Source organism: Ruegeria sp. BHSB056 (assembly GCF_059613305.1).
This window is the reverse complement of sequence record NZ_JBXWSG010000049.1, coordinates 1-26,891: the sequence shown is the minus strand read 5'-3', so window position 1 is coordinate 26,891 and position 26,891 is coordinate 1. Positions and strand designations below refer to the sequence as shown.

30 protein-coding genes are annotated in these 26,891 nt (G+C 59.1%); 13 read left to right on the top strand and 17 right to left on the bottom strand.

Annotation, left to right across the window (positions count from 1 at the left end):
• From AC2FND_RS12865 to secG, 5 genes are all read right to left on the bottom strand, one after another.
• On the bottom strand, positions 1-303 hold a 303-nt coding region (locus AC2FND_RS12865), incomplete at its 3' end, for a tellurite resistance TerB family protein (RefSeq protein WP_496770138.1).
• Between the two features lie 180 nt (positions 304-483).
• Positions 484-1,254 (bottom strand): isocitrate lyase/PEP mutase family protein, encoded by a 771-nt coding sequence (locus AC2FND_RS12860; protein ID WP_496770136.1) that lies wholly within the window; start codon positions 1,252-1,254, stop codon positions 484-486.
• A gap of 160 nt (positions 1,255-1,414) precedes the next feature.
• Positions 1,415-1,897 (bottom strand): bacterioferritin, encoded by a 483-nt coding sequence (locus tag AC2FND_RS12855; RefSeq protein WP_496770134.1) that lies wholly within the window; start codon positions 1,895-1,897, stop codon positions 1,415-1,417.
• 112 nt (positions 1,898-2,009) lie between these two features.
• The gene (gene pyrG, locus AC2FND_RS12850; protein WP_209595839.1) at positions 2,010-3,653 is read right to left on the bottom strand and encodes a CTP synthase; all 1,644 of its coding nucleotides are present in this window, start codon (positions 3,651-3,653) and stop codon (positions 2,010-2,012) included.
• 160 nt (positions 3,654-3,813) lie between these two features.
• Entirely contained in the window at positions 3,814-4,176 is a 363-nt protein-coding gene (gene secG / locus AC2FND_RS12845; protein ID WP_496770141.1) for a preprotein translocase subunit SecG, read from the bottom strand.
• 150 nt (positions 4,177-4,326) lie between these two features.
• Here secG and nthA point away from each other — a divergent pair, with 150 nt between their 5' ends.
• The 5 genes from nthA (at position 4,327) to AC2FND_RS12820 (ending at position 7,697) form a co-directional block, all read left to right on the top strand.
• A complete protein-coding gene (nthA, locus tag AC2FND_RS12840; protein ID WP_496770132.1) occupies positions 4,327-4,941 on the top strand; it encodes a nitrile hydratase subunit alpha in 615 nt (204 codons plus the stop codon).
• Positions 4,938-5,615 carry a nitrile hydratase subunit beta gene (gene nthB, locus AC2FND_RS12835; RefSeq protein ID WP_209504289.1) on the top strand — a complete coding sequence of 226 codons (678 nt, stop codon included), beginning with the start codon at positions 4,938-4,940 and terminating at the stop codon, positions 5,613-5,615. Before nthA ends, nthB begins: the two co-directional genes overlap by 4 nt.
• Positions 5,612-5,941, top strand: a complete 330-nt coding sequence (locus AC2FND_RS12830; RefSeq protein ID WP_496770131.1) for a nitrile hydratase accessory protein — start codon at positions 5,612-5,614, stop codon at positions 5,939-5,941. Before nthB ends, AC2FND_RS12830 begins: the two co-directional genes overlap by 4 nt.
• Positions 5,942-6,165: 224 nt before the next feature.
• Entirely contained in the window at positions 6,166-7,461 is a 1,296-nt protein-coding gene (locus tag AC2FND_RS12825; RefSeq protein WP_496770129.1) for an adenylosuccinate synthase, read from the top strand.
• Complete coding sequence (locus tag AC2FND_RS12820; RefSeq protein ID WP_480476464.1) at positions 7,461-7,697, top strand: DUF2842 domain-containing protein; 237 nt, start codon at positions 7,461-7,463, stop codon at positions 7,695-7,697. The genes AC2FND_RS12825 and AC2FND_RS12820 overlap by 1 nt, the downstream gene beginning before the upstream one ends.
• 200 nt (positions 7,698-7,897) lie before the next feature.
• On the opposite strand, the gene AC2FND_RS12815 is transcribed toward AC2FND_RS12820, so the two are convergent.
• A complete protein-coding gene (locus tag AC2FND_RS12815) occupies positions 7,898-9,601 on the bottom strand; it encodes a hypothetical protein (RefSeq protein ID WP_496770127.1) in 1,704 nt (567 codons plus the stop codon).
• Positions 9,602-9,724: 123 nt separating this feature from the next.
• Between AC2FND_RS12815 and AC2FND_RS12810 the strand changes: the two genes are divergently transcribed.
• Positions 9,725-10,432 carry a thiamine diphosphokinase gene (locus tag AC2FND_RS12810; protein WP_496770125.1) on the top strand — a complete coding sequence of 236 codons (708 nt, stop codon included), beginning with the start codon at positions 9,725-9,727 and terminating at the stop codon, positions 10,430-10,432.
• Here AC2FND_RS12810 and AC2FND_RS12805 read toward each other — a convergent pair.
• From AC2FND_RS12805 to AC2FND_RS12790, 4 genes are read right to left on the bottom strand one after another with little or no spacing between them, the layout of a single operon-like run.
• Positions 10,377-11,291 carry a DMT family transporter gene (locus AC2FND_RS12805; RefSeq protein ID WP_209595846.1) on the bottom strand — a complete coding sequence of 305 codons (915 nt, stop codon included), beginning with the start codon at positions 11,289-11,291 and terminating at the stop codon, positions 10,377-10,379. The genes AC2FND_RS12810 and AC2FND_RS12805 overlap by 56 nt on opposite strands.
• 45 nt (positions 11,292-11,336) lie before the next feature.
• Entirely contained in the window at positions 11,337-11,753 is a 417-nt protein-coding gene (locus AC2FND_RS12800; RefSeq protein ID WP_480505657.1) for a GFA family protein, read from the bottom strand.
• Positions 11,754-11,773: 20 nt separating this feature from the next.
• Positions 11,774-13,147: an L-serine ammonia-lyase gene (locus AC2FND_RS12795; RefSeq protein WP_209504281.1), complete on the bottom strand. Its 1,374-nt coding sequence runs from the start codon at positions 13,145-13,147 to the stop codon at positions 11,774-11,776.
• Position 13,148: 1 nt separating this feature from the next.
• The gene (locus AC2FND_RS12790; protein WP_496770122.1) at positions 13,149-13,850 is read right to left on the bottom strand and encodes a glutathione S-transferase family protein; all 702 of its coding nucleotides are present in this window, start codon (positions 13,848-13,850) and stop codon (positions 13,149-13,151) included.
• 167 nt (positions 13,851-14,017) lie between these two features.
• Between AC2FND_RS12790 and rpiA the strand changes: the two genes are divergently transcribed.
• The 6 genes from rpiA (at position 14,018) to AC2FND_RS12760 (ending at position 20,219) form a co-directional block, all read left to right on the top strand.
• A complete protein-coding gene (rpiA, locus tag AC2FND_RS12785) occupies positions 14,018-14,806 on the top strand; it encodes a ribose-5-phosphate isomerase RpiA (protein WP_480493460.1) in 789 nt (262 codons plus the stop codon).
• Between the two features lie 124 nt (positions 14,807-14,930).
• A complete protein-coding gene (gene gor / locus AC2FND_RS12780; RefSeq protein ID WP_496770120.1) occupies positions 14,931-16,289 on the top strand; it encodes a glutathione-disulfide reductase in 1,359 nt (452 codons plus the stop codon).
• Positions 16,290-16,361: 72 nt separating this feature from the next.
• A complete protein-coding gene (gene hflK, locus AC2FND_RS12775; protein WP_496770118.1) occupies positions 16,362-17,504 on the top strand; it encodes an FtsH protease activity modulator HflK in 1,143 nt (380 codons plus the stop codon).
• A gap of 3 nt (positions 17,505-17,507) precedes the next feature.
• Positions 17,508-18,404 carry a protease modulator HflC gene (hflC, locus tag AC2FND_RS12770; RefSeq protein WP_209595851.1) on the top strand — a complete coding sequence of 299 codons (897 nt, stop codon included), beginning with the start codon at positions 17,508-17,510 and terminating at the stop codon, positions 18,402-18,404.
• On the top strand, positions 18,404-18,598 hold the full coding sequence (locus AC2FND_RS12765) for a DUF2065 domain-containing protein (protein WP_209504906.1): 195 nt from the start codon (positions 18,404-18,406) through the stop codon (positions 18,596-18,598). The genes hflC and AC2FND_RS12765 overlap by 1 nt, the downstream gene beginning before the upstream one ends.
• A gap of 181 nt (positions 18,599-18,779) precedes the next feature.
• Complete coding sequence (locus AC2FND_RS12760) at positions 18,780-20,219, top strand: Do family serine endopeptidase (protein ID WP_496770140.1); 1,440 nt, start codon at positions 18,780-18,782, stop codon at positions 20,217-20,219.
• Positions 20,220-20,437: 218 nt separating this feature from the next.
• Here AC2FND_RS12760 and AC2FND_RS12755 read toward each other — a convergent pair whose 3' ends face one another.
• From AC2FND_RS12755 to AC2FND_RS12735, 5 genes are all read right to left on the bottom strand, one after another.
• A complete protein-coding gene (locus tag AC2FND_RS12755; RefSeq protein WP_209504274.1) occupies positions 20,438-21,106 on the bottom strand; it encodes a Crp/Fnr family transcriptional regulator in 669 nt (222 codons plus the stop codon).
• A 114-nt stretch (positions 21,107-21,220) separates the two neighbouring features.
• Complete coding sequence (locus tag AC2FND_RS12750) at positions 21,221-21,826, bottom strand: inner membrane-spanning protein YciB (protein WP_209595853.1); 606 nt, start codon at positions 21,824-21,826, stop codon at positions 21,221-21,223.
• A 16-nt stretch (positions 21,827-21,842) separates the two neighbouring features.
• On the bottom strand, positions 21,843-22,745 hold the full coding sequence (locus tag AC2FND_RS12745) for an EamA family transporter (protein WP_496770116.1): 903 nt from the start codon (positions 22,743-22,745) through the stop codon (positions 21,843-21,845).
• An 88-nt stretch (positions 22,746-22,833) separates the two neighbouring features.
• Positions 22,834-23,976 (bottom strand): signal recognition particle-docking protein FtsY, encoded by a 1,143-nt coding sequence (gene ftsY, locus AC2FND_RS12740; protein WP_496770114.1) that lies wholly within the window; start codon positions 23,974-23,976, stop codon positions 22,834-22,836.
• A gap of 58 nt (positions 23,977-24,034) precedes the next feature.
• A complete protein-coding gene (locus AC2FND_RS12735) occupies positions 24,035-24,673 on the bottom strand; it encodes a lysoplasmalogenase family protein (RefSeq protein WP_496770112.1) in 639 nt (212 codons plus the stop codon).
• Between the two features lie 154 nt (positions 24,674-24,827).
• Here AC2FND_RS12735 and AC2FND_RS12730 point away from each other — a divergent pair, with 154 nt between their 5' ends.
• Entirely contained in the window at positions 24,828-25,208 is a 381-nt protein-coding gene (locus AC2FND_RS12730) for a hypothetical protein (protein WP_496770111.1), read from the top strand.
• On the opposite strand, the gene AC2FND_RS12725 is transcribed toward AC2FND_RS12730, so the two are convergent.
• Both AC2FND_RS12725 and xseA read right to left on the bottom strand, forming a co-directional pair.
• Positions 25,209-25,850: a glutathione S-transferase family protein gene (locus AC2FND_RS12725; RefSeq protein WP_496770109.1), complete on the bottom strand. Its 642-nt coding sequence runs from the start codon at positions 25,848-25,850 to the stop codon at positions 25,209-25,211.
• A gap of 3 nt (positions 25,851-25,853) precedes the next feature.
• The coding region (gene xseA / locus AC2FND_RS12720) for an exodeoxyribonuclease VII large subunit (RefSeq protein WP_496770107.1) at positions 25,854-26,891 on the bottom strand (1,038 nt) is incomplete at its 5' end.

Sequence of the window (26,891 nt, the reverse complement as noted above, 5' to 3'; positions counted from 1 at the left end):
GTCAAGGGCTGCCAGCCGCTCTTTCAGGTCCGTGGTTTCCCGGATCAGTTTGCCGAACGTATCAGTTTCCGGTGCCGCAGCATGTAGCTTTTCGCAGGTGGCCCGAACCTTGGCTGCCTCAATCGCGTTATGCTGGTAAAGACGGGCCAGTATCTTGTCGATCAGACTGATCTCTTCCAGCTTGTAATCGCGATCTGCCTGCGCGACGCGCACCATCAGAGCGCCCAGAGCAAGTTCTGCATCCGGGTCCGGCAATTGTTCATGATGAGGCGGTCTGAGCGCCTTAAAGAACCTTTTCAACATAACAAACACCTAGACGACAGGTCGTGATCGGCCAAGCACGAAATGCTGGTCTTGCTATAGTATGGCGTATGTCCCACGCTGAATCAGATCTGCGCGGCACCGGGTACGCACAGGCCGACAATCAATCGTTGACCAATATCGATGGGTTGCAATTTGTCCTGAGGAAACAGAAACCTGTATTTACCGGGCCATGGCCTCTTTGGCTGCGTTCTGCAACCAGGCCAGCATTTGGCGATAGGGGACCGGGCCGTAGCTGATCCGCGCAACCCCGAGCTTTGCCAGAGTGGCCGTATCCGGCGTGCCGGGCAGGGCGATGATATTGACCGGCAACGTGGTGGATTCGCAAAGCCGGGCGATCAGAGCTTCGTTCTTTAGCCCGGGTGCAAAGAATCCGCTGGCACCTGCATCAGCATAGGCATTGGCACGGGCAATGGCCTCATCCAGCATCGTGTCGTCATGGGTGTCCGCAGCGGCCTTCAGGAAGATATCTGTGCGCGCATTGACATAGGCGGGAATATCCGCGCGCGCGCAAGCGCCGCATACCGCTTCAACACGTTTGGCCTGAGTGGTGATGTCATAGAGACCGTCGCCACCGATGATCTGGTCCTCAAAGTTGAACCCGACGACTCCGCAGTCAAGTGCGCGCCGAACGTTTTGCGCGATCCCTTGCGGGTCTTCGGCATAAGCCCCCTCGAAATCCAGTGTTACCGGCAGATCAACAGCCGCAACGATGCGGCGTGCATTGTCCAACGCGGCCTCAAGTGGAATGTTCTGCCCATCGCCATAACCTTGCGCCATGGCAACAGGGGCACTGCCGGTCGCGATGGCCTGGGCACCAGCGTCCCGAACAGCCCCAGCGCTGCCAGCGTCCCAGATATTAAACAGAATGACAGGATCGCCCTTCTTGTGAAGGCTGGTAAAGGTCACGGCTTTCTGGGATTGGCTGGTCATCGGAACTCTCCTGTTGTCGCGAATCCTACAGCTAACGCTGCGACAATGACCCGGCCAGAGTTTTTGCGACCAGCCAGGTCATTTTGAGGTGAGGACACAGGCACAGATTGCGTCATCTTCGCACAGCACCTGTGACTTCCATCGGTTTGAAACCAAGGTCTCAGGCTTCGCCCGCGGCGCCAGAGACGAATTTCGCGCTAAACGCAGATTCGCCCAGACGTTGCAGAAGACTCAGCTGTGTCTCCAGCCAGGCTTTGTGACCTTCTTCTTCCATCAGGATGCGTTCAAACAGTGTACGCGAACCAACATCACCGGCCTCAGCCGCCTGTTGCGCTGCATTGGTGTAGAAGTCGACGGCCTCACTCTCGTCTTTGAGATCAGAGGCGAACATCTCTTCCAGCGTGCCCGCTGCGGCCGGGCTTTTCTGAAACGCAAGCTCGGGGGTTCCACCCAGAAACAGGATACGTTCGATAAAGGCGTCAGAATGAACCAACTCTTCCTGCATCTCGCCCCGCATTTTCTCAGCCAGAATATCAAGGCCCCAGTCGTCCAGAACATGCGCGTGCAACTGGTATTGGTGCGCGGCAGTAAGCTCCCTATGAAGCGCTTGCTGAAGGTTGGTGATCGTTGTTGCGTTGCTCATCGGAAATCTCCTGAAACCGTGAAATGCAAAAGCAGAAAACCTGCCTCTCCACTCAGTTAAGAGGTCAGTCCCCACGAAACAACGTGGGGTGACAGTCCGACACAGTCAGGGATCAAACCAGGCGCGAGGTGTCTTTCGCGGCCCGCACAAATTCGCGAAACAGCGGATGCGGGTCAAACGGCTTGGACTTCAGTTCCGGGTGGTACTGAACGCCGATGAACCACGGGTGATCCGCCCATTCCACGATTTCGGGCAGACGACCGTCCGGGGACATGCCTGAAAACTTCAGGCCCGCTTTTTCAAGCTTGTCGCGATACTTGATGTCCACTTCATAGCGGTGGCGGTGCCGTTCCTCGATCTGCGTGCCGCCATAAACCTCGGCCACTTTGGATCCATCCGCCAATACTGCGTTGTAAGCCCCAAGGCGCATTGTGCCGCCCTTGTCGTCGCCGACCTTGCGCTCGACCTTGTGGTTGCCCTGTACCCACTCCTTGAGGTGATAGACCACCGGTTCAAACCGTTTCTTCCCGGCCTCATGGTCGAATTCCTCGGACCCGGCTTCGGTGATGCCCGCAGCGTTTCGTGCGGCCTCGATCACCGCCATCTGCATGCCGAGACAAATGCCCAGATAGGGAACCTTGTGCTCGCGCGCATATTGCGCCGCCTTGATCTTGCCTTCGGTGCCACGCTCGCCAAACCCACCGGGGACGAGGATGGCGTGGAAGCCTTCCAGATACGGGGCCGCGTCTTCGGTATCGAAAACCTCGGCATCCACCCACTCGATCTTGACCTTCACGCGGTTGGCCATACCGCCATGGGTCAGCGCCTCGGCAATCGACTTATAGGCGTCTTCAAGCTGCGTATATTTGCCGACAATGGCCACTTTCACTTCGCCTTCGGCGTTGTGGATGCGGTCGCTCACATCTTCCCATTTGGCCAGATCGGGCTTGGGGGCGGGGCTGATCTGGAAGGCATCAAGAACGGCCTGATCCAGCCCCTCGCGGTGATAGGCCAGCGGCGCGTCGTAAATGGTGGACAGGTCCTGCGCCGCGATCACGCTGTCTGGGCGCACGTTGCAGAACAGGGCCAGCTTTTCCCGTTCCTTGGTCGGGATCGGCCCTTCGGACCGGCAGACCAGAATATCGGGGGCCAGACCGATCGAGCGCAGTTCTTTCACCGAGTGCTGGGTCGGCTTGGTCTTCAACTCACCCGACGCTTTGATGTAGGGCAGCAACGTCAGATGCATAAAGATACACTGGCCGCGCGGTTTGTCCTGACTGAACTGACGGATGGCTTCAAAGAAGGGCAGGCCTTCGATGTCACCCACGGTACCGCCAATCTCACACAGCATGAAATCAACCTCATCCTCGCCGATGGCGATGAAATCCTTGATCTCGTTGGTGACGTGCGGGATCACCTGAATGGTCTTGCCGAGGTAATCGCCGCGGCGCTCTTTCTCCAGAACATTGGAATAAATCCGGCCCGAGCTGACCGAGTCGGTCTTGCGGGCAGCCACGCCGGTGAAGCGTTCGTAATGGCCAAGGTCCAAATCGGTCTCGGCGCCATCATCAGTGACAAATACTTCGCCATGCTCAAAGGGCGACATCGTGCCGGGATCGACGTTCAGATAGGGGTCCAGCTTGCGCAGACGCACCGAATAACCGCGGGCCTGCAACAAAGCGCCCAAAGCTGCCGAAGCCAGCCCTTTGCCCAAGGACGAAACCACACCACCGGTGATGAAAATAAAACGTGCCATAGTTTTTCGGCTGCTCCCGTGAGACGTCAAAATCAGCTGCCCGGCGGTTCCGAAAAACCGCTGCATCACGGGACTTCACGTATAAAGGATTCGCGCCAAAAGCGCAAGAGAACCGCAAGATGCTGTTGCAGTCCTCTCTCAGGTTTCTAGGTTTTGTGGATCAATCCGCCTGCGGGATCAGCGGCGCGTTGTCGTCCTGTGCCGGCGGCAGAAGATCATCAACCGACGGAATAGCCGGAGCGCTTTCCTCGGTCGAAGCCGGTGCCGGAACGCCCAGACGGTCGATTACCGAGCTGCCCGTAGATTTCTGAGCCGCAAGAATGGTCAGCGTGATCGAGGTGACGATGAAACACGCTGCAAGTATCCAGGTCAGCTTGCCCAAAGCCGTCGCTGCCGCGCGACCGGTCATCGCACCACCGCCACCGCCCATGCCAAGGCCACCGCCTTCAGACCGCTGCATCAGGACAACGGCGATCAGGCCCAGAGCCAGAAGAAGATGGATGATGAGAACGACGTTTTCCATGGTGGTCCTGTACAGCGTGGCGTGTATCGCGTGGTACTTATGCAAGTTTGCCAGCGGGGGCAAGTCAGGAGTTGGCATCAACTTCCTTGATGTATCCCATCACGCCAAAGGGACTGGACAGTGCGTTGAGTTGTGACGCAGGCTGCGGCCATGCCACATGACGATCACGACCACCCGCATGCCCTGTTGCCACCTGAACCCGCATTGCGCGTCAAAGCGCTTGAGACGATTCTGACTCGCAAAGGGCTGATCGATCCGGCGGCTCTGGACGAGATCATCGACACCTATCAGAACAGGATCGGGCCGCAAAACGGTGCGCGCGTCGTTGCCAAAGCCTGGAGCGACCCTGCCTTCAAAGCTGCCCTGCTTGAAGACGCCACTCCGGTCGTAGCCGACCTTGGCTACTATGGCCGCCAGGGCGAACATATGGTGGTGGTTGAGAACACACCGGATCGGCACAACATGGTCGTCTGCACCCTGTGCAGCTGTTACCCTTGGCCACTGCTGGGTATCCCGCCCGGATGGTACAAGTCCGACGCCTACCGAGCCCGCGCGGTGCGAGAACCGCGTAAGGTGCTGGCCGAGTTCGGCGTCACCTTGTCCCAAGACACCTCTGTACGGGTTTGGGATTCGACGGCCGAAATTCGCTACCTTGTCTTGCCCATGCGCCCTGAAGGCACAGACGGGATGAACGAAGATGAACTAACCGCGCTTGTGACGCGCGACAGCATGATCGGCACGGGCCTTCCGAGGGTGCCCGCATGACCCGCGTTCACGATATGGGAGGCCGTTTCGGTGATGGTCCGATACGTCCAGAGGCAGAGAATGCGCCGGTCTTTGCTGAAGACTGGCACGCCCGCGCTCTTGCGGTCACACTTGCATCTGGTTTTCTGGGGCAGTGGAACATCGACGTTTCACGCCACGCGCGCGAACGCCTGTCCCCGAAGGACTACACCCGGTTTTCGTATTATGAGAAATGGATATCCGGTCTGGCCGATCTGCTTGTCGAAAAGGGTGTTCTGACATTGGAAGATCTGCGTGGCGTGCGTGGCGACAAACCGCACCCCTTGGCAGACAGAGCGCTCAAGGCGGAAGCGGTGTCCGCAGCGCTGGCCAAAGGCGGGCCTGCGGACAGGCCTTCCAATGTTGCGGCGCTGTTTTCTGTGGGGCAAGAGGTTGTCACGGTCCGACCGGCAGCAAATCGTCTCGTGGATGGGGGTCACACGCGCCTGCCTGTTTATGCATCCGGTGCCAGGGGCCGAATCCTGCGCCTGCACGGAACCCATGTTCTGCCCGATTCCAATGCGCATGGGTTGGGTGAGGCGCCAGAGCCGATTTATGCGGTGGCCTTTGCGACATCTGAGCTCTGGGCCGCCCCCGAACATCCCGCCGACCAGGTGGTTCTGGACCTCTGGCAAAGCTACCTGCAACCGGCATGAACGACTGTATCTCATACGGAGCCCCCGAGCCGGTTTTTGCTCAGCCCTGGCACGCTCAGGTCTTTGCCGTCACCGTCGCGCTGAACGAGGCTGGGCGGTTCGAATGGGCGGATTGGGCGGTGCGCTTTTCAGCGATACTGAAACGCAATGGACTTGCCCGGGAACTGGATGGCGGTGACGATTACTTCCACGCATGGCTGGAAACGCTTGAGACATTGCTGGCCGAACAGGGCGCTGCCATGCCGAAAGATGTGCAGGATGTGCATCAGGCCTGGGAAGAGGCTTACCTGACCACTCCGCACGGGCAACCTGTCCACTTAGGATGACAGTGTTAGGGGGCTCTGCCCCCGCCGCCCGTTCCGGGCGCCTCCCCCGGGATATTTACAGCCAGGTGAAGCAGGGGATCCGCTCTTCATCTGGCTGCAAATATCCCCGCCGGAGGCATCGCGCGCTTGCGCGATTTTCCTCTGCGGCGAAATATCGGTTTCCCTGCGGTTTTTGGCCCGCTATATGAGCCGGGTTTGATCACTCAGCACGAAAAGGACCGGATATGGCCAACGTGGTTGTTGTCGGCGCCCAATGGGGCGACGAAGGAAAAGGCAAGATTGTCGACTGGCTCAGCGAAAGGGCGGACGTAATCGCGCGTTTTCAGGGCGGTCACAATGCCGGTCATACGCTGGTGATCGACGGTGAGGTCTATAAGCTGCACGCGCTTCCTTCGGGTGTAGTACGCGGCGGCAAGCTGAGCGTTATCGGCAATGGTGTGGTTCTGGACCCCTGGCATCTGGTCAATGAGATCGCAACCATCCGCGCGCAGGGTGTTGAAATCACTCCCGACACGCTGATGATTGCCGAAAATACGCCGTTGATTCTGCCGATTCACGGCGAGTTGGACCGTGCGCGCGAAGAAGCTGCGAGCAAAGGCACCAAGATTGGAACAACCGGTCGTGGAATTGGCCCGGCCTATGAAGACAAGGTTGGGCGGCGTTCCGTTCGCGTTGCCGATCTGGCGGACGAAGCCACGCTGGAGGCCCGCGTGGACCGCGCATTGCAACACCACGATCCGTTGCGCAAGGGTCTGGGTATCGAGCCGGTTGACCGCGACGCGCTGATTGCTCAACTCAAAGATATCGCGCAACAAATTCTGCCGTTTGCGGCGCCTGTCTGGAAAGTGCTGAACGAAAAGCGCAAAGCCGGGAAACGCATCCTGTTTGAAGGGGCGCAGGGTGCGCTGCTGGATATCGATTTTGGCACCTATCCCTTCGTGACCTCGTCAAACGTGATTGCGGGGCAGGCGGCAACCGGTGTTGGAATCGGTCCGGGCTCGATCAATTTCGTGCTTGGCATTGTTAAGGCCTATACCACCCGCGTTGGAGAAGGGCCGTTCCCGACCGAGCTGGAAGACGCTGACGGTCAGCGGCTGGGTGAACGCGGGCACGAATTCGGGACGACAACAGGCCGCAAGCGCCGCTGCGGCTGGTTCGACGCCTGCCTGGTGCGCCAGACCTGCGCAACCAGCGGCGTGAACGGCATATCGCTGACCAAGCTGGATGTTCTGGACGGGTTTGAGACCCTTAAGATCTGCACGGGGTATGAGCTGGATGGCGAGCGTTTGGATTACCTTCCGACCGCTGCTGATCAGCAAGCCCGCTGTACCCCGATTTACGAAGAAATGCCGGGGTGGAGCGAATCGACCGAAGGCGCGCGCAGCTGGGCGGATTTACCTGCAAATGCGATCAAATATGTGCGTCGGGTCGAAGAACTGATCGAATGCCCGGTGGCGCTTTTGTCCACTAGTCCGGAGCGGGACGACACCATTCTGGTGACAGACCCCTTTGCAGACTGATGCGCGAGAAACAGAAGACAGGGCTGAGTTACAAGGCACGCCGGCGCTGGTCGCTGGTGATCCTTGTGCTTGGTCTTCCGCTGTACATCATTGCCGTGGTGACGATCGTGAACTTGCTGGGGCGACCTCCGATCTGGATTGAGTTACTGGTTTATATCGTGCTGGGCATCCTTTGGGCCCTGCCGTTCAAGTTTGTGTTTCGCGGCGTCGGTAAAGAAGACCCCGATCAGTCCTAGCGCTCGTAAGATATGTGTAAATGACCGAGCCTGCTGAGCACCGCGCAGGAAAACGCGCGGTCCTCGGCGGTATAGTGTCGGCTGTCTGGTTTCAGTCGAAACGTTCGGGCTTTGTCATTCAGGGCAGGCGTATGGTCCAATGGCAAAAAGCAAAAAGGCCGGGGGTTAACCCGGCCTTGCTTGATAACCTTCCAGCGTGATCAGCCTACGGCACGCTCGTCATCGGGGCGAAAACCGATAAGGTTGGACGCGGCGAAACGCCCGCCTCCGGCTTTCTCGATTTTACCATCGCGCAGCAACTGCCCAAAAGAACGCAGGCTTTCTTCGCGATTGAACTCATCCTGTTTCAGTGAACGCACTTTGTTCATCAGCTGCGGGCGCGAAAACTGCTCCTGACCTTCGATGAAGGACAGATAGGCGGCAGCCGCTTCCAGAAGATCAGGCAACGATTGCGCACCCTGTTCCTGTGCAAACTGTGCGAAACCGCCTTCCTCGGACCCCGATGTTTCCTGGTCTGTAGTGACACGACGTGGCGAGACCGGACTTGCGGATGTTCCGTGTTCATCCACCCGTTGCTCGGCCACCAGCTTGAGCGGTGCCGGAGCTTCCGGTGCCGGACGCATGCTGGTTACCTTGATTTCGGGTCGCCGTGGGCTGACCACGGATGCCAGATCACCGCGGTATTCTTTGTCGGCCGCCTCTTCCGAGCGTCCCTGACCGTCGCGGTCGGCTTCGGTTGCAGCGACGGCGGTGCGCAGGTGCGAATAGGTTTCGCGCGCATCGCTGCTGCTGGGATCATCCATATGCTCGCCGGTCTTTGCCATAAGGCGCGACACATCCTGATCGGGATCCGCATCGTCCGCCAGTTTTTGGCTCGAACGACCGGACAGGTGCTGTTCGATCTCGGAAATTTCGGTTAGCAGGTGCATTTCGTCGTCTGCGGTCAAAACACCCTGTGCCAGATCGTCCTCGACCGGTTCATCGTCGGATTCAATTGCTACGTCTTCTACGTTGAGGATGTTGGGGGCATCCTCTTCGTCGAAATCGTCTTCGGCAACGTCTTCGAGATCAGCCAACAGAGGCTCGGCGGCGGACTGATCCGCCACCGGCGCGTCTTCGATCTCGTCGATTTGCAGGGGCTGGGGGGTCAGGGGCGCCTGCAAGTCAACGGTTTCTTCGATCTGAGTTTCAGCAACTTCGGGGATCAGCGCATCAACTGTCTCAGCCGCTTGTGGTTCCGCGGCCTCCTCGTCAAGCGCCTCGTCAACTGCAGGTGCCGCCAGTTTTTCGGTTTCCTGGGCTTCAGGCTCTTTGGGTTCGGCAAAGTCATCCGCGCTGAGAGCACCAGCCTCAAACGCGGCGGCCACAGCATCTACCGGAGGAGCGGATTTGGCCAGCAGAGACGAGTCTTCGTCTTCGGAATACTCGGCAGCGGGCACATCGGAATGAGAGACGACCGCGCGAATACGCTGCAGTTTCGCCGCGATGCTGTCAGCAGCCGGGGGCGGGGTGTCTGCGACAGGTTCTGCCTCGGCGAACCCGGTCTGCGCAGGGGTCGGTTGTGGCTGAACATGAGCGGGAGTTTCGGCTACATTGACCGCGGCCGTGTGCGAGGCCGGTTCTTCAGCAGCAACTGGCGCTTCGGTTGTCTGAGTGGCACGTAGCAACAGGCCGGATTCGTTCTGACGGGCTTCGACGCGCTGTGATGCATCACGCCGGGCGATGCGGGTCAGCATTTCGGCATCAGGTTGCGGGGGTTCCGAACCGAAGTAACGGTCATCCGCTGCGAGATCGCGGAAATACTCGGCGATGGCTTTCATCGTTTCAAAGGAATCATCAAATCCTTCCAAAGTGCAGGAGAAGGTTCCATATGAAACGGTTAATACCTTGTTATTCTGTACCATCAGACGCACGTCCTTTACAAACTACGAGAGCCCACTTACCCGGAATCGGGAGCACACGAAGGCTCTGAACTTTATGCATGAACCTATCATTTTGTGGTCTTAATGTGTCCAAATCCGGGAAAAATGGCCAATCTTAGGAAAATCGAGCCAATTGTACGCTCTATCGATCCAATCGGGCTGTTCGGAGGGGGATTTATCGGGTCTGGAGACCTGAATCTGGTGCTGAATCGCGTCAATTCGGTCGTTGCCGCCGATGGCGGAGCGGACATTTTGACAGAATCAGGCCGGATTCCCGATGCGGTGATCGGTGACTTCGATTCGCTGAGCAAAGCGACGCAAGCTAAAATTCCCACGGATCGCCTGTTTGCCATCCGCGAACAGGATAGCACCGATTTCGACAAGGCCCTGCGCAATCTGCACGCTCCTCTGGTTCTGGGGGCTGGGTTTCTTGGCGGGCGACTTGATCATCAACTGGCCGTTCTGAACGTTCTGGTCCGGCGGCAGGATCAGGCCTGCATATTGCTGGGCGAACGTGAACTGGTTTTTCATGCGCCGCCAGAGATCAAGCTGCCGGTTGCGCCCGGCGATGTGGTCTCGCTGTTTCCGATGCAGCCGGTGACGGGGCGCAGTACCGGGCTGGAATGGCCGATTGATAATCTGGCCTTTCAGCCGGACGGGCAGGTGGGAACATCCAACCGTGCATGGGCGCCTGTCGAGCTGAAGATGGATGGGCCGGGCCTGCTGGTGATGATCCCGCGCACAGCACTTGATCCGCTTATGCAGGTGTTTCTGTCGGGGCAGACCGGGCGCTGGCCCGCTCGCGCAGAATGACGTACAGGCCTGCGGCAATGGTGATGACGATGCCAGCCGCAGCCAATCCATCGGGCAGGTCGTTGAAAATCACCCATCCGATCAGGGTTGCAACCGGGATTTCCAGATATTGCATCGGGGCCAGTGTGGCAGACGGCGCATAGCGCAGCGACCACGTCATCAGCAGATGCGCGACCGTACCCAACACCCCGATCGCAATCAGCAGCCAGTTCAGATCGCTGGATGGCAGGGTCATCGAGAGCTCCTGAATGTTCATTTGCGTGCCAATCAGAAGGAGCGGAGCCAGAAGGATCGTCGCAAATACGCCGGACACGGCTTGCAACGACACCGGATCGGTCTCTTTCGCGACTTGCCGGGTGACCAGCATGAACAAGGCAAAAACCACGGCAACGATCAGTGGCAGCAACGCAGGTGCACCCACCTCGGCAAAGCTGGGTTGAATGACCAGCAATGTGCCGATGAACCCAACGACGCAGGCGGCAAGACGGCGGGAACCGACCTCTTCCTCCAGAACATATTTGCCCAGCAGCAGCATGATGAATGGCATGACAAAGGCAATTGCAACGGCATCCGCCAAGGGCAGGAATTGCAGCGCGCTGAACATGGCCGAAATGCCGATGATATGCAGCAGCGTCCGTAGCAGGGTCAGCCGCAGGATGCGGCCGCGCATCCGCCAGGGTCGCCCCGTCACCGCAACCAGGGGGATCAGGATCACCGCTTGCACCGCGAAACGCACCATGACCAGCAGACCCAGCGGTGTGGTTTCACCCAACAGCTTCGCCATCGCATCCCCCAAGGGTGCGAGCACGCAAAAACCAAGCATCAAAAAGATGCCAAAGACGGGTCTGTCCTGGGTCATGAGCGCGACGCTATCTGTTTCGCGACGCAGAGGGAAGCGCTGTTGTCAGCGGTCGGGCAGGGGCTGAACCTTGGTGTAATCCGGCCCGTTGCAGGTGGGCAGACCATCCTCCAATTTCAGCCATTTCAGCTTTTCTTCATGCGCGACATGCAACGTTGGTTCCAGCGCTTCAGGAGCGCCCAGCGTCGCGACATATAGGTGCACCACATCCGACATGGCGGTTGACCGGAAGGACATCGGCGTGCCGCAGTGCGGGCAGAAGCTGCGCTCGACACCGGGAGAGGAGTTAAAGCGCTTGGGCTCTTCACCGATCCACCGCCAATGACCATCGCGAACTCCGAAATACGTTGTCATCGGCGCTGCGCATTGGCGGCGGCAACTGTCGCAATGGCAGGTGACGCATGAAAGTACCGGAGGGTCGACCTCGAACCGGATCTTGCCGCACAGACAATGCCCACGCATGTCGCCCCTCGCTTTCTGTTTCAACAGTTCGGTACGTTCACAGCCAGACCACCCAGCGAGGTTTCCTTGTATTTCTCATGCATGTCATGGCCGGTTTGGCGCATCGTCTCAATCACCGCGTCCAGCGGCACGAAATGCTGACCGTCCCCGCGCAAGGCCAGTGAGGCGGCTGAAACTGCTTTGATAGCGCCTAACCCGTTTCGTTCGATACAAGGAACCTGAACCAGTCCGGCAACAGGGTCGCAGGTCATGCCCAGATGATGCTCCAGCGCGATCTCGGCGGCATTTTCCACCTGTTCAGGGGTTCCCCCCATCACGGCGCAAAGCCCGGCTGCCGCCATGGCAGCGGCGCTGCCAACTTCGGCCTGACATCCCGCTTCGGCACCCGAGATTGAGGCGTTGTATTTCACCAACCCGCCAATGGCCGCCGCGGTCAGCAGGAAATCCTCGATATGGCTTTCGGACGCGCCCGGTACGTGGTCCAGATAGTAGCGTAGAACAGCGGGCAGAACACCTGCGGCCCCGTTGGTTGGCGCAGTGACAACTTGCCCGCCTGCCGCGTTTTCCTCGTTGACCGCCATGGCATAGACGCTCATCCAGTCGTTGATCGTGTGCGGCGCGGTCAGGTTCATGCCGCGTTCGGCCATCAGCGCATCATAGATGCCTTTCGCGCGGCGGCGCACTTTCAAACCGCCCGGAAGGATGCCGTCAGTGGTCAAGCCGCGTTCGATACAGGCATTCATGACGTCCCACAAACGGGCCGATCCTTTCGCGAAACTGTCGGCGCAGCCCCGCGCGATCTCGTTCGCGCGCTTCATCCCGGCTATGGTCTTGCCACTGGATTTGGCCATCTCAAGCATTTCTGCGGCGGATTTGAACGGGAACGGGACCGGGTCGCCTTCATCGGTGTCTTTCCCTTCGGCCAGTTCTTCCTCGGTCAGGACAAAGCCGCCGCCGATCGAATAAAACACCTGCCGCAGGATGACATCGCCCTGTGCGTCGGTAGCCATCAGGATCATCCCGTTGGCGTGCCCGGGCAAATTGTTGTCGTAGTCAAAGATCAGATCCGCCTTGGGATCGAACTGAAGCGTCGGCAGGCCTTCGGGCGTTACGGTGTGCGTGCGGGCGATATCGGCCAGCGCGGCCTCGGCCTTTTCGTTGTCATAGGTGTCGGGAACAAAGCCCGCCAGACCCAGAATGGTCGCCCGATCGGTCGCGTGGCCGACGCCGGTGAAGGCAAGCGAGCCGTGCAGCGATCCTTTCAGACCGGTAAATTCAAAGGGGGACGCGCGCATCATGTCCAGAAAGCGCGCCGCGGCCACCATCGGGCCCATTGTGTGCGATGAAGACGGGCCAATGCCCACTTTGAACATATCGAAGACAGATAGGAACATATCAGATAGCCGAGCCTTCCGGGGGATTAGCGTAAGTAGGGGATGTGAAGGGTGTAACGCCCAAACCTTCCGCAGCGATTGCCGAACGGGTGGCAGGGCGTGTCTCAAGGTGCAGAAGCATTTTCAGCAGATGCGGCGTGTCGGCCAGTTGATACCAGCTGCGGTCAGCACTTACGGGGTACAGGGCCATCCAGCGCATCATGCAGGCGACATAATAGGTCAGAACCGATGGGACACCTGCGCGAAACCACTCAGGCCCGCGTTGCGCCAGCGCATCCAGCAGCCGCAGGTGCTGCTGCAACCGGGGTCGGATGCCCGCGCGCAGCGTGTCGGCCTGTGAGGCGTCTATGTATTTTTCAGCGTAGAACAGGATGCGCAGATCCGCATGCAACGTGTTGGACGCGAAGAACAGCCATTTCAGAAATCCGGCGCGTTCAGGATCATCCGCCGCCGGGGCCAGTTGACCATGGCGCTCTGTCAGCCAAAGCAGGATCGCCGCGGTTTCAAAGATCGGGCCCTGCGGCGTTTCCAGTACCGGGATCAGCCCGTTGGGATTAAGCGACCGGTACGCGTCGCTGTCCTGCTCGTTCTGGCGGCGGTCCACCACCACGGTTTCATAAGCTACGCCCATCTCGTTCAGCGCCAGCCGGATCACCAGCGAGGCGTTGTCAGGGGCGTAATGCAGGCGGTACCGGGTCAACATGCGCGCAACTTACAGCGCAAAGATGTGGGTGTAAGACATGATTGCGACTTTTCCGACAGGAAACGCGTAGTCCTGAGACATCTTAACACCTGTCGGATCGCAAAATGGGGTCGCAGTCGCCTGACGCATTCCCTATAACTCCGTCAGAATAAACTGGGAAAGCTGCCATGACCAGAGATCTGTCGCCAATCGACACCGCGAAATATGTTGCCGCGTACCGTGCCGCCGACATGGTCGAAGACGGGATGCGCGTGGGCCTTGGCACAGGATCGACAGCCGCCTGGCTGGTGCGCCGTCTGGGTGAACGGGTGCGCGAAGACGGCCTGCGGATCAAGGGTGTTCCAACCTCGACCCGCACGGCGCAGCTTGCCCGCGAGGTCGGTATCGATGTTATCTCACTGGATCAGGCCGGTTGGCTGGACATGACCATCGACGGCGCGGATGAGTTCGATCAGGACCTGAACCTGATCAAGGGCGGCGGCGGTGCGCATCTGCAGGAAAAGATTGTGGCCACGGCCAGCGATCAGATGATCGTCATCGCCGATGCAGGCAAAGAAGTTGAAACTCTGGGGGCCTTTCCGCTGCCTGTCGAGGTCATTCCCTTTGGCTGGCAGACAACGCGCACATTGATCGAGGAAGCGCTGGATACGATGGATGTGCTTGGGACATCCTCGGCGCTACGCATGAATGGCGAGGCCCCGTTTGTGACCGATGAGGGCAACCACATCCTTGACCTGCACCTCAAGCGCATCGGCAACCCGCGCCAGATGGCGCTGATTCTGAACCAGGTGCCCGGTGTTGTGGAAAATGGCCTGTTCATCGACATCTGCGACAAGGTCGTGATCGGCCATGGCGATGGCCGGGTCGAGCTGCGTGATATCAACGCGGGTACGGTCGCAATGGATCAGCTGCTCAGCGGATCGCGCGATAACCTGTTTTCCGATTTTTCGGACTGAGTATCGTGCAGGTCCCTCCGGCAAGTGGCTATGAAAGTTCGAATTTTCCACGCCGGGGGTTGGCACAGGGTTTTTTACGCCCAGATATCCAGAGAATTTTGCAAGTTGAACGAAGGAACCCGGCATGAGCTTTGACTATGATCTTTTTGTCATCGGTGGAGGTTCGGGCGGGGTCCGCGCGGCGCGTGTTGCGGCGGGCGAAACCGGTGCCAAGGTCGCGCTGGCCGAAGAAGACCGGTATGGCGGCACCTGTGTAATCCGGGGCTGCGTGCCAAAGAAGCTGATGGTCTTTGCCAGCGAATACTCGGGCATGGTCGGGGACGCGCAGGCCTATGGCTGGGATATTCAGCCCGGCGCGTTCAACTGGAGCACCTTCCACGGCAAGCTGGTGGCCGAGCTTGATCGGTTGGAAGGGATATATCGCAATATCCTGAAGAACAACGGCGTCGAAAGCTTTGACCAGCGTGCGCGCCTTGTGGATGCCCACACGGTCGAGCTGGCCGACGGAACCCGCAAAACGGCCAAACACATTCTGGTCGCCACCGGCGGTAGCCCGGTTGTTCCGGATTTTCCGGGCTCGGAACTGGCGATTACGTCGAACGAGATATTCCACCTGGACAAGCTGCCTGAAAGCATCCTGATCGTAGGGGGCGGTTATATCGCCTGTGAATTTGCCGGGATCATGAACGGGCTGGGGGTCAGGACGACTCAGTTCTATCGCGGCGCACAGATCCTTCGGGGGTTTGATGACGAGGCGCGTGGACTGATCAGCGAAGAAATGTGCCAGAACGGCATCGACCTGCATCTGGGCACCAATGTGATCGAGATGAAAAAGCAGGGCGACAAGATCTGGGTCAAGGCCACCAACGGCTCCGAGCAGAGTTTTGATGTGGTGATGTATGCCACGGGCCGTGCGCCGAATGCCGATAACCTTGGGCTGGAGGCTTTGGGCGTTGAACGCGGCCGTAAGGGCGAGATCATCGTGGATGAATACAGCCAGACCGCTGTGCCCTCGATCTTTGCCATTGGCGATGTGACCGACCGGGTGAACCTGACCCCGGTGGCGATCCGCGAGGGGATGGCCTTTGTGGAAACCGTGTTCAAGGGCAATCCGACACCGGTGGATCACGACTTGATTCCGACCGCGATCTTTACTCAGCCTGAGATGGGAACTGTCGGCCTCAGCGAAGAAGAGGCAGCGGAACAGGAACCGATTGAGGTTTATGCCACGTCTTTCAAGCCGATGCAGAAATCCTTTGCTGGCGGCACGCAGCGGGTACTGATGAAACTCATCGTCTCTCAGGCCACGCGCAAGGTGCTGGGTTGCCATATTGTCGCCCCCGGTGCCGGCGAGATGATCCAGCTGGCGGGAATCGCTGTAAAGATGGGCGCGACCAAGGAAGATTTTGACCGAACGGTTGCAGTTCACCCGGTCATGGCCGAAGAACTGGTGACAATGCGGCAACCTGTGCGCACGGCTTGATTTGCAAGCGCGCGCACACACGTTACAAGGGAACCCGTGATCACACGGTCCAAAACGAAGGAAAAGTTACATATGGCGGGCAATAGCGGAGGCCCCTGGGGGGGCGGAGGCTCATCCGGTGGCGGAGGAAATCGGGGTAACAACGGGGACGGGCGCAAGCCCCCCGAAAGCGATGGTCCGCATATTCCCGAGATCGACGAACTGATGAAAAAAGGCCAGGAGCAGCTGCGCGTCCTCATGGGCGGTCGTGGTGGTTCTGGCCGCGGTGGCCGTAGCGGTCAGGGCGGCGGTGGCCCGGCCTTTACCAAGGGCACCCTGCTTCTGGGCGGCATCGCCGCTCTGGTGATGTGGGGCGTGGCCAGCGCCTATACGGTCAAACCCGAAGAACAATCGGTCGAGCTGCTGTTTGGTCGCTTCTCGGGGATCGGTACAGAAGGTCTCAACTTTGCCCCATGGCCGGTTGTGACGGCCGAAGTTATTCCGGTGAAGGTCGAACAGACGGAAACCATCGGCTCGGGTGGTCGTGGAAGCGATGCGGGTCTGATGCTTACGGGCGATGAAAACATTGTCGATATCGATTTTCAGGTGGTCTGGAACATCTCCAATCCGGCAGATTTCCTCTTCAACCTGCGCGATCCCAGACAAACGATTCAGGCGGTTTCGGAATCAGCGATGCGCGAAATTATCGCGCAATCTTCGCTTGCGCCGATCCTGAACCGCGACCGTGCGGTTATCGCGGAACGGCTTGAGGAGCTGATTCAATCCACGCTCGACAGCTATAGTTCAGGCATCAATATTGTTCGTGTGAACTTTGATGGTGCCGACCCACCAGAACCGGTCAAGGACGCATTCCGCGAGGTTCAGTCAGCGGGTCAGGAACGTGACCGGCTTGAAAAGCAGGCTGATGCCTATGCCAACCGGGTTCTCGCCGGTGCGCGCGGTGAAGCGGCACAGGTTCTGGAAGAAGCCGAAGCCTATCGCGCCCAGGTCGTGAACGAAGCACAGGGTGAGGCCAGCCGCTTCAGCGCGGTTTTGGCGGAATACGCCAAAGCACCAGACGTGACGCGCAAGCGTCTGTATCTTGAGCGGATGGAGCAGGTCCTTGGCGACGTAAACAAGATCATTCTGGATGAGAATGCCGGTGGGCAGGGGCAGGGCGTTGTCCCGTATCTGCCGCTGAACGAATTGCGCCGCAACTCGGGCGAGGGGAACTAAAAGATGCGTAAATCAACTTTTGTTCTGCCTGTCATTTTTGTTCTTGTAGTGGCTGCGCTATCGTCGATCTTCATCGTCGACGAACGGGAAAAAGCACTGGTTCTGCAATTCGGTCGCGTCATTGATGTCAAGGAAGATCCGGGTCTTGCGTTCAAGATTCCGGTCATTCAGGAAGTCGTCCGCTATGACGACCGTATTCTGAGCCGCGAGGTCGGACCACTGGAGGTGACACCTCTGGATGACCGTCGTCTGGTGGTTGACGCGTTTGCACGCTATCGGATTACCGACGTGCGCCAGTTCCGCGAAGCGGTGGGTGCGGGCGGTATCGATACCGCAGAACAGCGGCTGGATTCCATTTTGCGGGCGAAAACGCGCGAAGTTTTAGGTTCCGTCAGCTCGAACGATATCCTCAGCTCGGATCGGGCGGCACTAATGCTGCGCATCCGCAATGGGGCCATTACCGAAGCGCGTGATTTGGGTCTTGAAGTGATCGACGTCCGGCTCAAACGCACTGACCTGCCGCAAGCCAACCTCGAAGCCACTTTTGCGCGTATGCGTGCCGAACGCGAGCGTGAAGCGGCAGATGAAGTGGCCCGTGGTGAGGAAGCCGCACAGCGTATCCGCGCGCAAGCCGATCGTACAGTGGTGGAACTTGTGTCGGATGCCCGCCGCGAATCTGAAATTGTTCGTGGTGAGGCCGACGCCGAACGCAACGCGATCTTTGCGGATGCCTACGGAGCAGACCCCGAGTTCTTTGAATTCTACCGCTCTCTGTCTGCCTATGAAAATGCGCTTCAGGGCGGAAACAGCTCGTTGGTGCTAAGCCCGGATTCGGACTTCTTCAACTACCTCAGTTCGCCAACTGGTCGGCGGGCACCGGTGGCGGCGCCGTCCGAATGATGGGCATGATCCTTCTGGCCTTCGGGCTGGTACTGATTGTCGAGGGGCTGGCCTATGCGCTGGCCCCTTCGCTTATCGAACGGATGCTGGAGGCGCTGCGCGCCATGCCCGAACAGGGCCGGCGACTGGCCGGGTTGCTTTGTGTTGTCAGCGGTTTGATCCTGCTCTGGGGGGCATATCAACTGGGCTTTTGACGGGGCGGTTTCACGTGCGGGTGATTTCGCTGCGATCCCGAGTTGCTCACCGGGTTAAACTGACTACATTGGAAACTAAGAAAGGCCGAAACAGGCCTTGGCAAGATTGTCGACAAGGAGAGCTCAAGTGCAGGCGAAAGCGCGCAGTTTATCCGTCCGGTGGGACGACGTGAGTGTTTGGATGCGGCTGTTGTGGCTGGCCTTTGCCGGTACACTGCTTGTGCTGGCGCAGTCGGTTTCCGCCCAGGCCAGAGGCGAAAGCCTGGCGCCCTTGGCGGAAAAGATCAGCCCGGCCGTGGTGAACATCACCACAAGCACCCTGATCGAAGGTCAGACAGGCCCACAGGGTATCGTGCCCGAGGGGTCTCCGTTCGAGGATTTCTTTCGCGAGTTTCAGGATCGCAATGGCGGCAATGACAACAGCCCACCCCGACGCAGCAACGCCCTTGGGTCGGGTTTTGTGATCTCTGAAGATGGCTTCATTGTCACCAACAATCACGTCATTGCGGAAGCTGACGAAATCCTTGTGGAATTCTTCCCCGGTGACGGGCAGCCCAAAAAAGAACTGGTGGCCAAGGTCATCGGAACCGATGAGAAAACCGATATCGCGCTGCTCAAGGTCGAGGCGTCCGGCCCCTTGAAATACGTGCAATTTGGCGACAGCGACGTGGCGCGTGTGGGGGACTGGGTGATTGCCATGGGCAACCCGCTGGGTCAGGGCTTTTCTGTATCCGCTGGTATCGTATCGGCCCGCAACCGGGCGCTCAGCGGATCATATGATGATTACATCCAGACAGATGCGGCGATTAACCGGGGCAACTCGGGCGGTCCATTGTTCAACATGGACGGCGAAGTGATCGGCGTGAACACAGCCATCCTGTCGCCCAACGGTGGCTCGATCGGTATCGGCTTTTCGATGGCGTCGAACGTGGTGGTAAAGGTCGTCGATCAGCTGCGCGAATTTGGCGAAACCCGACGCGGCTGGCTGGGCGTCCGCATTCAGGACGTGACCGAGGATATGGCCGAGGCGATGGGGCTGGAAAAACCCGGCGGCGCGCTGATCAGCGATGTCCCAGAAGGCCCCGCCCAGGAGGCCGGTCTGAAAGCAGGCGACGTGATCATCAGCTTTGACGGTGTCGAAGTTGAAGACACCCGTGGTCTGGTCCGTCAGGTCGGCGAAACAGAAGTCGGCAAAGCCGTGCGGGTCATTGTACACCGTGATGGCGGCACGCAAACAATTCTGGTCACGCTGGGACGCCGTGAGGACGCAGAAAGCAAAGACGATGACGAAGAAGAAACGCAGGATGCTCCGGTCGAAGAAAACGCCGATATTCTCGGGCTGACCATCTCCCCGCTCACAGATACGCTGCGCGCGGATATGGGATTGGACGCAGATGCCCAGGGTCTGGTGATTTCGAATGTTGACGAAGCGTCTGAGGCTTACGCGAAAGGGTTGCGCGCGGGTGACCTGATCACCGAAGCGGGTCAGCAAAAGGTGGAAAGCATCGCGGATCTGGAAGCCAGAATGGACCAATCGCGAGAGGCTGGGCGGAAATCCCTGCTGCTTTTGGTCCGCAGGGGGGGCGAGCCGCGATTTGTGGCGCTGAGCCTGGAAGAATGATTGGAAAAGGCCGGGACAAGCGCCGGGCCTTTTTCATTGCCTGAACACCTGAAGAGGCATGCAGAAAGAAAATGAGCCATACGCTGAAATTGCGTATGGCTCAGATACAGGGAGAGATCAGTGGACAGATATCGGGGATGATTCTCTGACCTCCAACGGTAACAACTTCACCTTAGGTCAACACAAACCCTCTCGTATGTGAACCAGATCACACTGGTTCAGATAAGTTCGGAATCGGCCAGTTCCCGCAATGCGTCGAAATCCTGAATCAACAAGCCGCCGCGCGAGGATTCGACAATATTGTCGCGTTTCCAGATCGAGATCGTCTTGGAAACGGCCTCGCGCGTGGCCCCGACAAATTCGGCAAGTTCGCTCTGCGACAGGGTGATGCGCTGCGTCGGGTCGTCCTGCAATTCCGACAGATGCAGCAGCTTTCGGGCCAGCCGAATGGGCATGGGCAAAAAGACCTGCTCGTTCAGCTGCAACCCCATCCATCGCATCCGCAGCCCGGCCAATCGGATCAGATCCACGGCAAGATCAGGCTGTTTTCTGATCTGGTTCATGACGTCATTGCGACGCACACGCAGGACGCGCGATGGCTCGGCCGCCGCAATGGTTGCCGTGCGCGGGCCGTTGTCAAACAGCGCAATCTCGCCAAAAACTTCACCTGGGCGCATCAGCGTCAGCGTCAGCTTTCGACCGCTCATCGCCAGAAAGGACACTTCAAGCGTGCCTGCCAGAATGGCATAGAGCGAATCCCCTTCATCGCCTTGTTCGAAAAGGGTTTCTCCTTGAGCCAGCGAGATGTCGGTCGCCTGCGCGGAAAGCATCTCTCTAAGCCCGTCGGAGGCTTCGGAAAGGAAGCCGCTGGTGGGAAAGGCCGTCATGTATACACCGATCTTGGGCAAGGTGTGAGTGTGGGTGGTGACACAACTTCCCATAGCTCGGCGGCTAAGCCAAGAATTTTGTTTGATTTTGCAGGTATGGCGACGTCAGAACAGCTATTTCTGTTCCGGGTCGTCCATATAGCGTTGCAGGATGCTGAATTGCAGCATCAGGAAGGCCATCAGCGCAATGGGAAATCCGAAGGTCTCGATCTTGACCCAAAGGTCGGTCGACATGGTGCGCCAGACAAACTCGTTTGCCGCGGCCAGAACAGCGAAACAGGCGCAAAGGCGGCGTGTCAGAATCATCCAGCCTTCGTGTTTCATAGGCAGCATTTCATCCAATACGTAGGCCAGATAAGATTTCTTTTGCAGCAAGCCGATGCCAAGGATCAGGGCGAACAGGCCATAGACAAGCGTGGTTTTCATCTTGAAAAACCGCTCGTCATTGAACCATGCGGTCAGGCCACCAAAGAAAATGACCATGAAGGCCGTGAAAATCTGCATCCGGCTAAGCTGGCCGGTGAGGTACCACAGGATACCCATTGCCCCCAGCATCAGGGGGACGAAGATAATCGTTGCGATGATAAAGCCGGAATATTCGGTGCCACCGATCAGAAAGCTGTCATCACGCAAGCGCAGGTAGATGAAGAAGAAGGCCAGCGGCGGGCCAAGCTCCAACGCCTGTTTCAGAAATGGGTTGATGTCTTTTTTGCCTGTCATCGGTATGTCCTGCTGCTTACCCGCCCATTTCAACTATTACGGCGCCAAGTGCAATCAATGCCATCAATGCAATGCGTCTTGGGCCAACGGTTTCCTTCAGGACAAGCCAGCCGATCAGCGCCGCAAAGACGGTTGAGGTTTCGCGCAGCACGGCGGCTTCGCCGACTTTGTCCAGTCGTGTGGCCAGCATGATCGACCCGAAGGACAAAGGCGCGATGATGCCGCCGGCCAGACCCCGCAGCATCAGCGGGCCGGGCGCAGGGCGATGCGCCATCGCGCGCCATCTGAGGAAGGCATAGACCGGCATGGCCGCACCGTCGATCATGAAGAACCAGGCCAGAAATGTGAACGGGTCGGCGGTGGCGCGAATGCCATAGGCGTCATAGGTGGTGTAGAGGGCGACAAACAGGCCCGTGACGATCGCCAGTGTCAACGCGATGCCCAGCGTATCCCTGTTGGTTTCAAGGAACCTGAAGTTGTAGGCGGCCAACCCAAATATCCCGGCCAACAAGGTGGCCACGCCCAGCCATTGAACGGCCGAGAATGTTTCGCCGAACAGAAGATAGGCACCGATGACAGTGAACAGCGGACCCGTACCACGCACCACCGGATAGACGACCGTGTAGGACCCTTTGGTGTACGCTGCGGCTTGCAGCGTCTTGTAGGCAATGTGGATCAGCCAGGCGAGGGCGAAGATCGGCCACATATGAGGTTCAGGCCAGGGCACCACGAAAAAGGCAAACGGGGCGGCCATCAGACCATAGCTGGCGTCAATGGCGCCACGGGACAACCATGGATCATGGCGGCCTTTCTGTAGCGCCCCGAACGCGGCGTGCAGGAAGGCGGCCATCAACGCCAGTGCCAGCGCCAGTTGGTGACCGGCTTCGGTGCCTTCAAGTGAGATCAGCCAGTCGCTCAAATACGCAGACCTTTTGTAGGGCGGAGAGAGGTGGGGGCTGTCTGCCCCCACACCCCCGAGGATATTTAGGGCCAGATGAAGAGGCGGATCAGCCCTTGTCGAGCCCGGTCAGGGCGGCGGCGAATTCTTCGGGGTCGAAGGGGGCAAGGTCATCGATTTGCTCTCCCACACCGATAGCGTGGATCGGCAGGCCGAACTTGTCGGCCAGCGCGACCAGCACACCGCCCTTGGCGGTTCCGTCCAGCTTGGTCATGATCAGGCCCGAGACATCGGCCAGCTTGCGAAAGGTTTCCACCTGGCTCAGCGCGTTCTGACCTGTGGTGGCGTCGAGGACCAGCAAGGTGTTGTGCGGCGCGGTCTCGTCAACCTTGCGGATGACGCGGACGATTTTGGCGAGTTCCTCCATCAGATCCGTGCGGTTTTGCAGGCGTCCGGCGGTGTCGATCATCAGCAGATCCGCGCCTTCGGCCTGAGCCCGGGTCAGCGCGTCAAAGGCGAGGCTGGCGGGGTCCGAGCCCTCGGGCGCTGTCAGAACCGGAACCCCGGCGCGGTCGCCCCAGACTTGCAGCTGTTCGACGGCCGCAGCACGAAAGGTGTCACCGGCGGCGATGACGACTTTTTTGCCAGCCTGCTTGAACTGGCTGGCCAGTTTGCCGATGGTCGTGGTCTTGCCCGAGCCGTTGACGCCGACGACCAGCACCACTTGTGGACGTTTGGGATAGATCGGCAGGGGCCTGGCCACGGGTTCCATCACGCGGGCCACTTCCTGCGCCAGCAACTGTTTGATTTCCCGGGTCGAGAGTTTGCGCCCAAAGCGCCCCTCGGCCATGTTCGAGGTGACACGCAGGGCGGTGTCGACGCCCATGTCAGAAGCGATCAGCAGCTCTTCGAGCTGTTCCAGCATATCGTCATCCAGCGTGCGGCGCATTTCTGTGGCAGCGCTGCCGCGGCTGAACAGGCGGTTCAGGATGCCTTTGGATTCAGGGATTTCTGGCGGTGGGACAATGGGCTTGGGGTCCGCCGGGGCGGGGGCAGGTTGTTCAGCCGGTTCCTGCGCCGGTTCAGGGGTCGGGATTTCGGGAACCGGTTGCGGCTCGGGCTCAGGTTCGGGGAGGACAGGGTCGGGTGCGGCGGTTTCCTCGCCACCATCCTCGACGATGGCGTCCAGCCCCTGTTCGAGGCGGGATGAGGATTTGAACAGCTTGTCCTTTAGCTTTGAGAAAAACGCCATATTTGGTCTCCGCAGGTGTTCCTTTCACCTAATGCGGATTTGCGGCAGTTGCAAAGGGTCACGCAAAAGCGAAGACAAAACCAAATTGCGCGCCCCAGTAGAGCGGCCAGATCAGATAGGGCGTCAGCTTGTGGGCGGGGTGGTTCGCAGGCAGCAGGAACTTTTCCGTAGCAAGGATCAGATCGGACGCGATGAAGGCGATTGCAGCCGGGAATGCCCATCGCAAGGCACCTGTCTGGGGCAGCGCCAGCACGGTGATCCCCATGCCAAGGATGATCGGGATATAGGCCAGAACAGGGCCTTTCAGGTCTCCGGCGCGGGGGGCAAGCAGTGTGGCCATGACAATGCCCAGAATGACCAGAGACCACACGATCGCGGGGGCATCCCAGATCAGGCTGGCGGAGCTGGCAGGATGCGACAGGAACAGGGCGACATAGGCCAGATGCCCGGCGGCAAAAGCGGCAATGCCGGCCATGAACGTGGCATCCGTTTCACGCGACAACAGCGCGTCCCCGGTTGCGCACAGGGCAAGCGCAGCGGCAAGCATCCATGGGCTGCCCTGCAGAACCGCAATGACTGCCAGCGCGGCGACCGAGGTGGTTTTCAGCACAGTGCGCAAGGAACTGGCTGGTCGGGCCGTCAGGGGCAGGTATCCCAATGCGCAGCCAAGGGCGATCCAGAAGAGAAGGGTTGTCATGTCACCTCACCGCGGTTTTCGAATACCTTCATCCCGAGCGGGGCATTTAATCAAGCGCTTACGTGGAGTTAAGCGTGTTTCCCCACCCTTGGCCAAAGGGTGAATGGCATAGCGGGATCGCATCTGACACAATGGGCATATGTTCCGAGCGCTGATGATTCTCGCCTGCTTTGCCACGCCGCCCGTTGCGGCCCAGACCCCTTTGTCCGGCCCCGAATTCGACACCTATACGCAGGGCAAGACCCTGTTTTACGGGTTCGAAGGGCAGGTTTACGGGGTCGAACGCTATTTGCCCAACCGCCGCGTGATCTGGTCTTTTCTGGATGGCGATTGCAAGGAAGGTGTATGGTATCAGCAGGAAGAGCAGATTTGTTTCATCTACGAAGACCGGTTTGACCCGCAATGCTGGGTCTTTACGCGATCTGGCGGTGGCCTTGTCGCGCAGTTTGAAGGCGACCCGCAGGCGACCGAGCTGTACGAGGCGGAAGATATCGGGGAAGAAATGGTGTGTTATGGCCCCGATGTCGGGGTCTGACTAGGTCACCCGAAGCTCATCATAGCTGAGCATGACATGCTCCTGATACGGGCGTCTTTCTGTCAGCTTATCGTAATAGCGTCGCAAGTTGGGCAGGAGCGCGCGGGATATGCCGATGTCGTAATAGCGATAAAGGATATGTCCCAGCTGAATATCGGCCAGTGTCAGATCGGGCCCGCACAGGTAGGTGTTTTCTGACAGTCGGGTATCGGCAAGTGCCAGTTTTCTATCCAGCGCGGCAACAGCCTGTTCAATCGTGTGTTGGTCCTGCTGCGCCGGGGCCGTCCGCACAACCTGCCAGAACACGGGCACTGTGAAACCCATCGCAACGTTGATCTTGGCCCATTCCGCCCATTTGTCGACTTCGGCCTGCTGGACCGGGTCGCGTGGCCAGAAGGCATTCCCGCCATAGGCATTCGCCAGATAGCGCAGGATTGCGCCGGTCTCCCACAGCGGTGGGTGATTGCCATCCTGTAGTACTGGGATGGTGCCGTTCGGGTTCAGCTTGCGAAAGGCATCGGTGTCCAGCCCGCCGAACCTGTGCCCTGCATCGTGGCGATGACAGCGCAGATCCAGCTCTCCGACGCACCACATCAGGGCCTGAACATTCGATGACGTTTTGCGGCCCCAGATTGTCAGCATGGCTTAGAACAACGATCCCTGATCTGGTGCATCCGGTTTGGATTTCCGGTTGGGCTGCTTTACGGCTGTCCCGGTGCCAAGGATGCCATCGGCGAATTCGATGTCCAGCGCTGTATGTTTTGCGGCCTCGGCTTTGGTCGTGATGACATTCCCATCTGCGCGGACCACGGCATATCCGCGTTCCAGCGTCGCCTTGTAGCTGAGCGTTTCGCGCAGGCGGTCAGTGGCCTCAAGCTGATGTTTCAGACGATCCAGCCGCGTGGTCTGCGCCGCGTTCATCCGATCAGCAAGCCGGGCAAGGTTTTGCGCGTGCTGGCCGATCTCGCGTTGAAACGGGCGCAGGGACAGGCGTGAAGACAGGTTGCGCAATGATTCTTGCCTGGCCGAGACCAGAGTGCGCAGAGTTGACGGGCGCAGATGGGCTGACAGTTCCACTACTTGCAGGCGGCGGTTTTGCACTCCTCGCGTCAAAGCCGGGGTCAGGCGATCCGCAATCAAATCAAGGCGTTGCCGGGGGGAGTTCAACAGGCTGTCCGGGCGCGGCAGGGCGCGGGACAAATCGCGCAACCTTTGCGAACGGCGCTGCACCGCGTCCGTTGCCGCGCGCGACAGGCGGGCGCCTTGCTCGCCGGTCCAGGCGAGCAGTTCGATACGGACCGGCACGGCCAGCTCTGCCGCAGCTGTGGGTGTAGGCGCGCGGCGGTCCGAGACGAAATCGATCAGGGTCGTGTCGGTTTCATGCCCAACGGCCGAAATCAGCGGTATGTCCGATGCGGCGGCGGCGCGCGCGACACTCTCTTCGTTGAAGCCCCAAAGATCTTCGATCGACCCACCGCCACGGGCCACGATGATCAGGTCAGGACGGGGCAGCGCGCCACCGGGTGTCAACTGGTTGAACCCTTCGATGGCGCGGGTAACCTCGGGGGCGCAGTTTGCACCCTGCACGGCCACCGGCCAGATCAGCACCTTGCGCGGGAACCTGTCCCGAAGCCGGTGCAGAATGTCACGGATCACCGCGCCCGAAGGCGATGTCACAACGCC

Coding starts and splice junctions, on each gene's coding strand:
- AC2FND_RS12815 (WP_496770127.1), bottom strand. CDS start 9,601: ATGGTACAGAATAACAAGGTATTAACCGTTTCATATGGAACCTTCTCC.
- AC2FND_RS12755 (WP_209504274.1), bottom strand. CDS start 21,106: ATGACGGCCTTTCCCACCAGCGGCTTCCTTTCCGAAGCCTCCGACGGG.
- AC2FND_RS12735 (WP_496770112.1), bottom strand. CDS start 24,673: ATGACAACCCTTCTCTTCTGGATCGCCCTTGGCTGCGCATTGGGATAC.
- AC2FND_RS12760 (WP_496770140.1), top strand. CDS start 18,780: ATGCGGCTGTTGTGGCTGGCCTTTGCCGGTACACTGCTTGTGCTGGCG.
- AC2FND_RS12795 (WP_209504281.1), bottom strand. CDS start 13,147: ATGTTCCTATCTGTCTTCGATATGTTCAAAGTGGGCATTGGCCCGTCT.
- nthA (WP_496770132.1), top strand. CDS start 4,327: ATGCCACATGACGATCACGACCACCCGCATGCCCTGTTGCCACCTGAA.
- AC2FND_RS12765 (WP_209504906.1), top strand. CDS start 18,404: ATGGGCATGATCCTTCTGGCCTTCGGGCTGGTACTGATTGTCGAGGGG.
- nthB (WP_209504289.1), top strand. CDS start 4,938: ATGACCCGCGTTCACGATATGGGAGGCCGTTTCGGTGATGGTCCGATA.
- AC2FND_RS12750 (WP_209595853.1), bottom strand. CDS start 21,826: ATGACAGGCAAAAAAGACATCAACCCATTTCTGAAACAGGCGTTGGAG.
- AC2FND_RS12810 (WP_496770125.1), top strand. CDS start 9,725: ATGGCCAATCTTAGGAAAATCGAGCCAATTGTACGCTCTATCGATCCA.
- AC2FND_RS12855 (WP_496770134.1), bottom strand. CDS start 1,897: ATGAGCAACGCAACAACGATCACCAACCTTCAGCAAGCGCTTCATAGG.
- AC2FND_RS12725 (WP_496770109.1), bottom strand. CDS start 25,850: ATGCTGACAATCTGGGGCCGCAAAACGTCATCGAATGTTCAGGCCCTG.
- hflC (WP_209595851.1), top strand. CDS start 17,508: ATGCGTAAATCAACTTTTGTTCTGCCTGTCATTTTTGTTCTTGTAGTG.
- AC2FND_RS12790 (WP_496770122.1), bottom strand. CDS start 13,850: ATGTTGACCCGGTACCGCCTGCATTACGCCCCTGACAACGCCTCGCTG.
- AC2FND_RS12825 (WP_496770129.1), top strand. CDS start 6,166: ATGGCCAACGTGGTTGTTGTCGGCGCCCAATGGGGCGACGAAGGAAAA.
- AC2FND_RS12820 (WP_480476464.1), top strand. CDS start 7,461: ATGCGCGAGAAACAGAAGACAGGGCTGAGTTACAAGGCACGCCGGCGC.
- ftsY (WP_496770114.1), bottom strand. CDS start 23,976: ATGGCGTTTTTCTCAAAGCTAAAGGACAAGCTGTTCAAATCCTCATCC.
- AC2FND_RS12730 (WP_496770111.1), top strand. CDS start 24,828: ATGATTCTCGCCTGCTTTGCCACGCCGCCCGTTGCGGCCCAGACCCCT.
- AC2FND_RS12830 (WP_496770131.1), top strand. CDS start 5,612: ATGAACGACTGTATCTCATACGGAGCCCCCGAGCCGGTTTTTGCTCAG.
- hflK (WP_496770118.1), top strand. CDS start 16,362: ATGGCGGGCAATAGCGGAGGCCCCTGGGGGGGCGGAGGCTCATCCGGT.
- AC2FND_RS12860 (WP_496770136.1), bottom strand. CDS start 1,254: ATGACCAGCCAATCCCAGAAAGCCGTGACCTTTACCAGCCTTCACAAG.
- gor (WP_496770120.1), top strand. CDS start 14,931: ATGAGCTTTGACTATGATCTTTTTGTCATCGGTGGAGGTTCGGGCGGG.
- AC2FND_RS12805 (WP_209595846.1), bottom strand. CDS start 11,291: ATGACCCAGGACAGACCCGTCTTTGGCATCTTTTTGATGCTTGGTTTT.
- AC2FND_RS12800 (WP_480505657.1), bottom strand. CDS start 11,753: ATGCGTGGGCATTGTCTGTGCGGCAAGATCCGGTTCGAGGTCGACCCT.
- pyrG (WP_209595839.1), bottom strand. CDS start 3,653: ATGGCACGTTTTATTTTCATCACCGGTGGTGTGGTTTCGTCCTTGGGC.
- secG (WP_496770141.1), bottom strand. CDS start 4,176: ATGGAAAACGTCGTTCTCATCATCCATCTTCTTCTGGCTCTGGGCCTG.
- rpiA (WP_480493460.1), top strand. CDS start 14,018: ATGACCAGAGATCTGTCGCCAATCGACACCGCGAAATATGTTGCCGCG.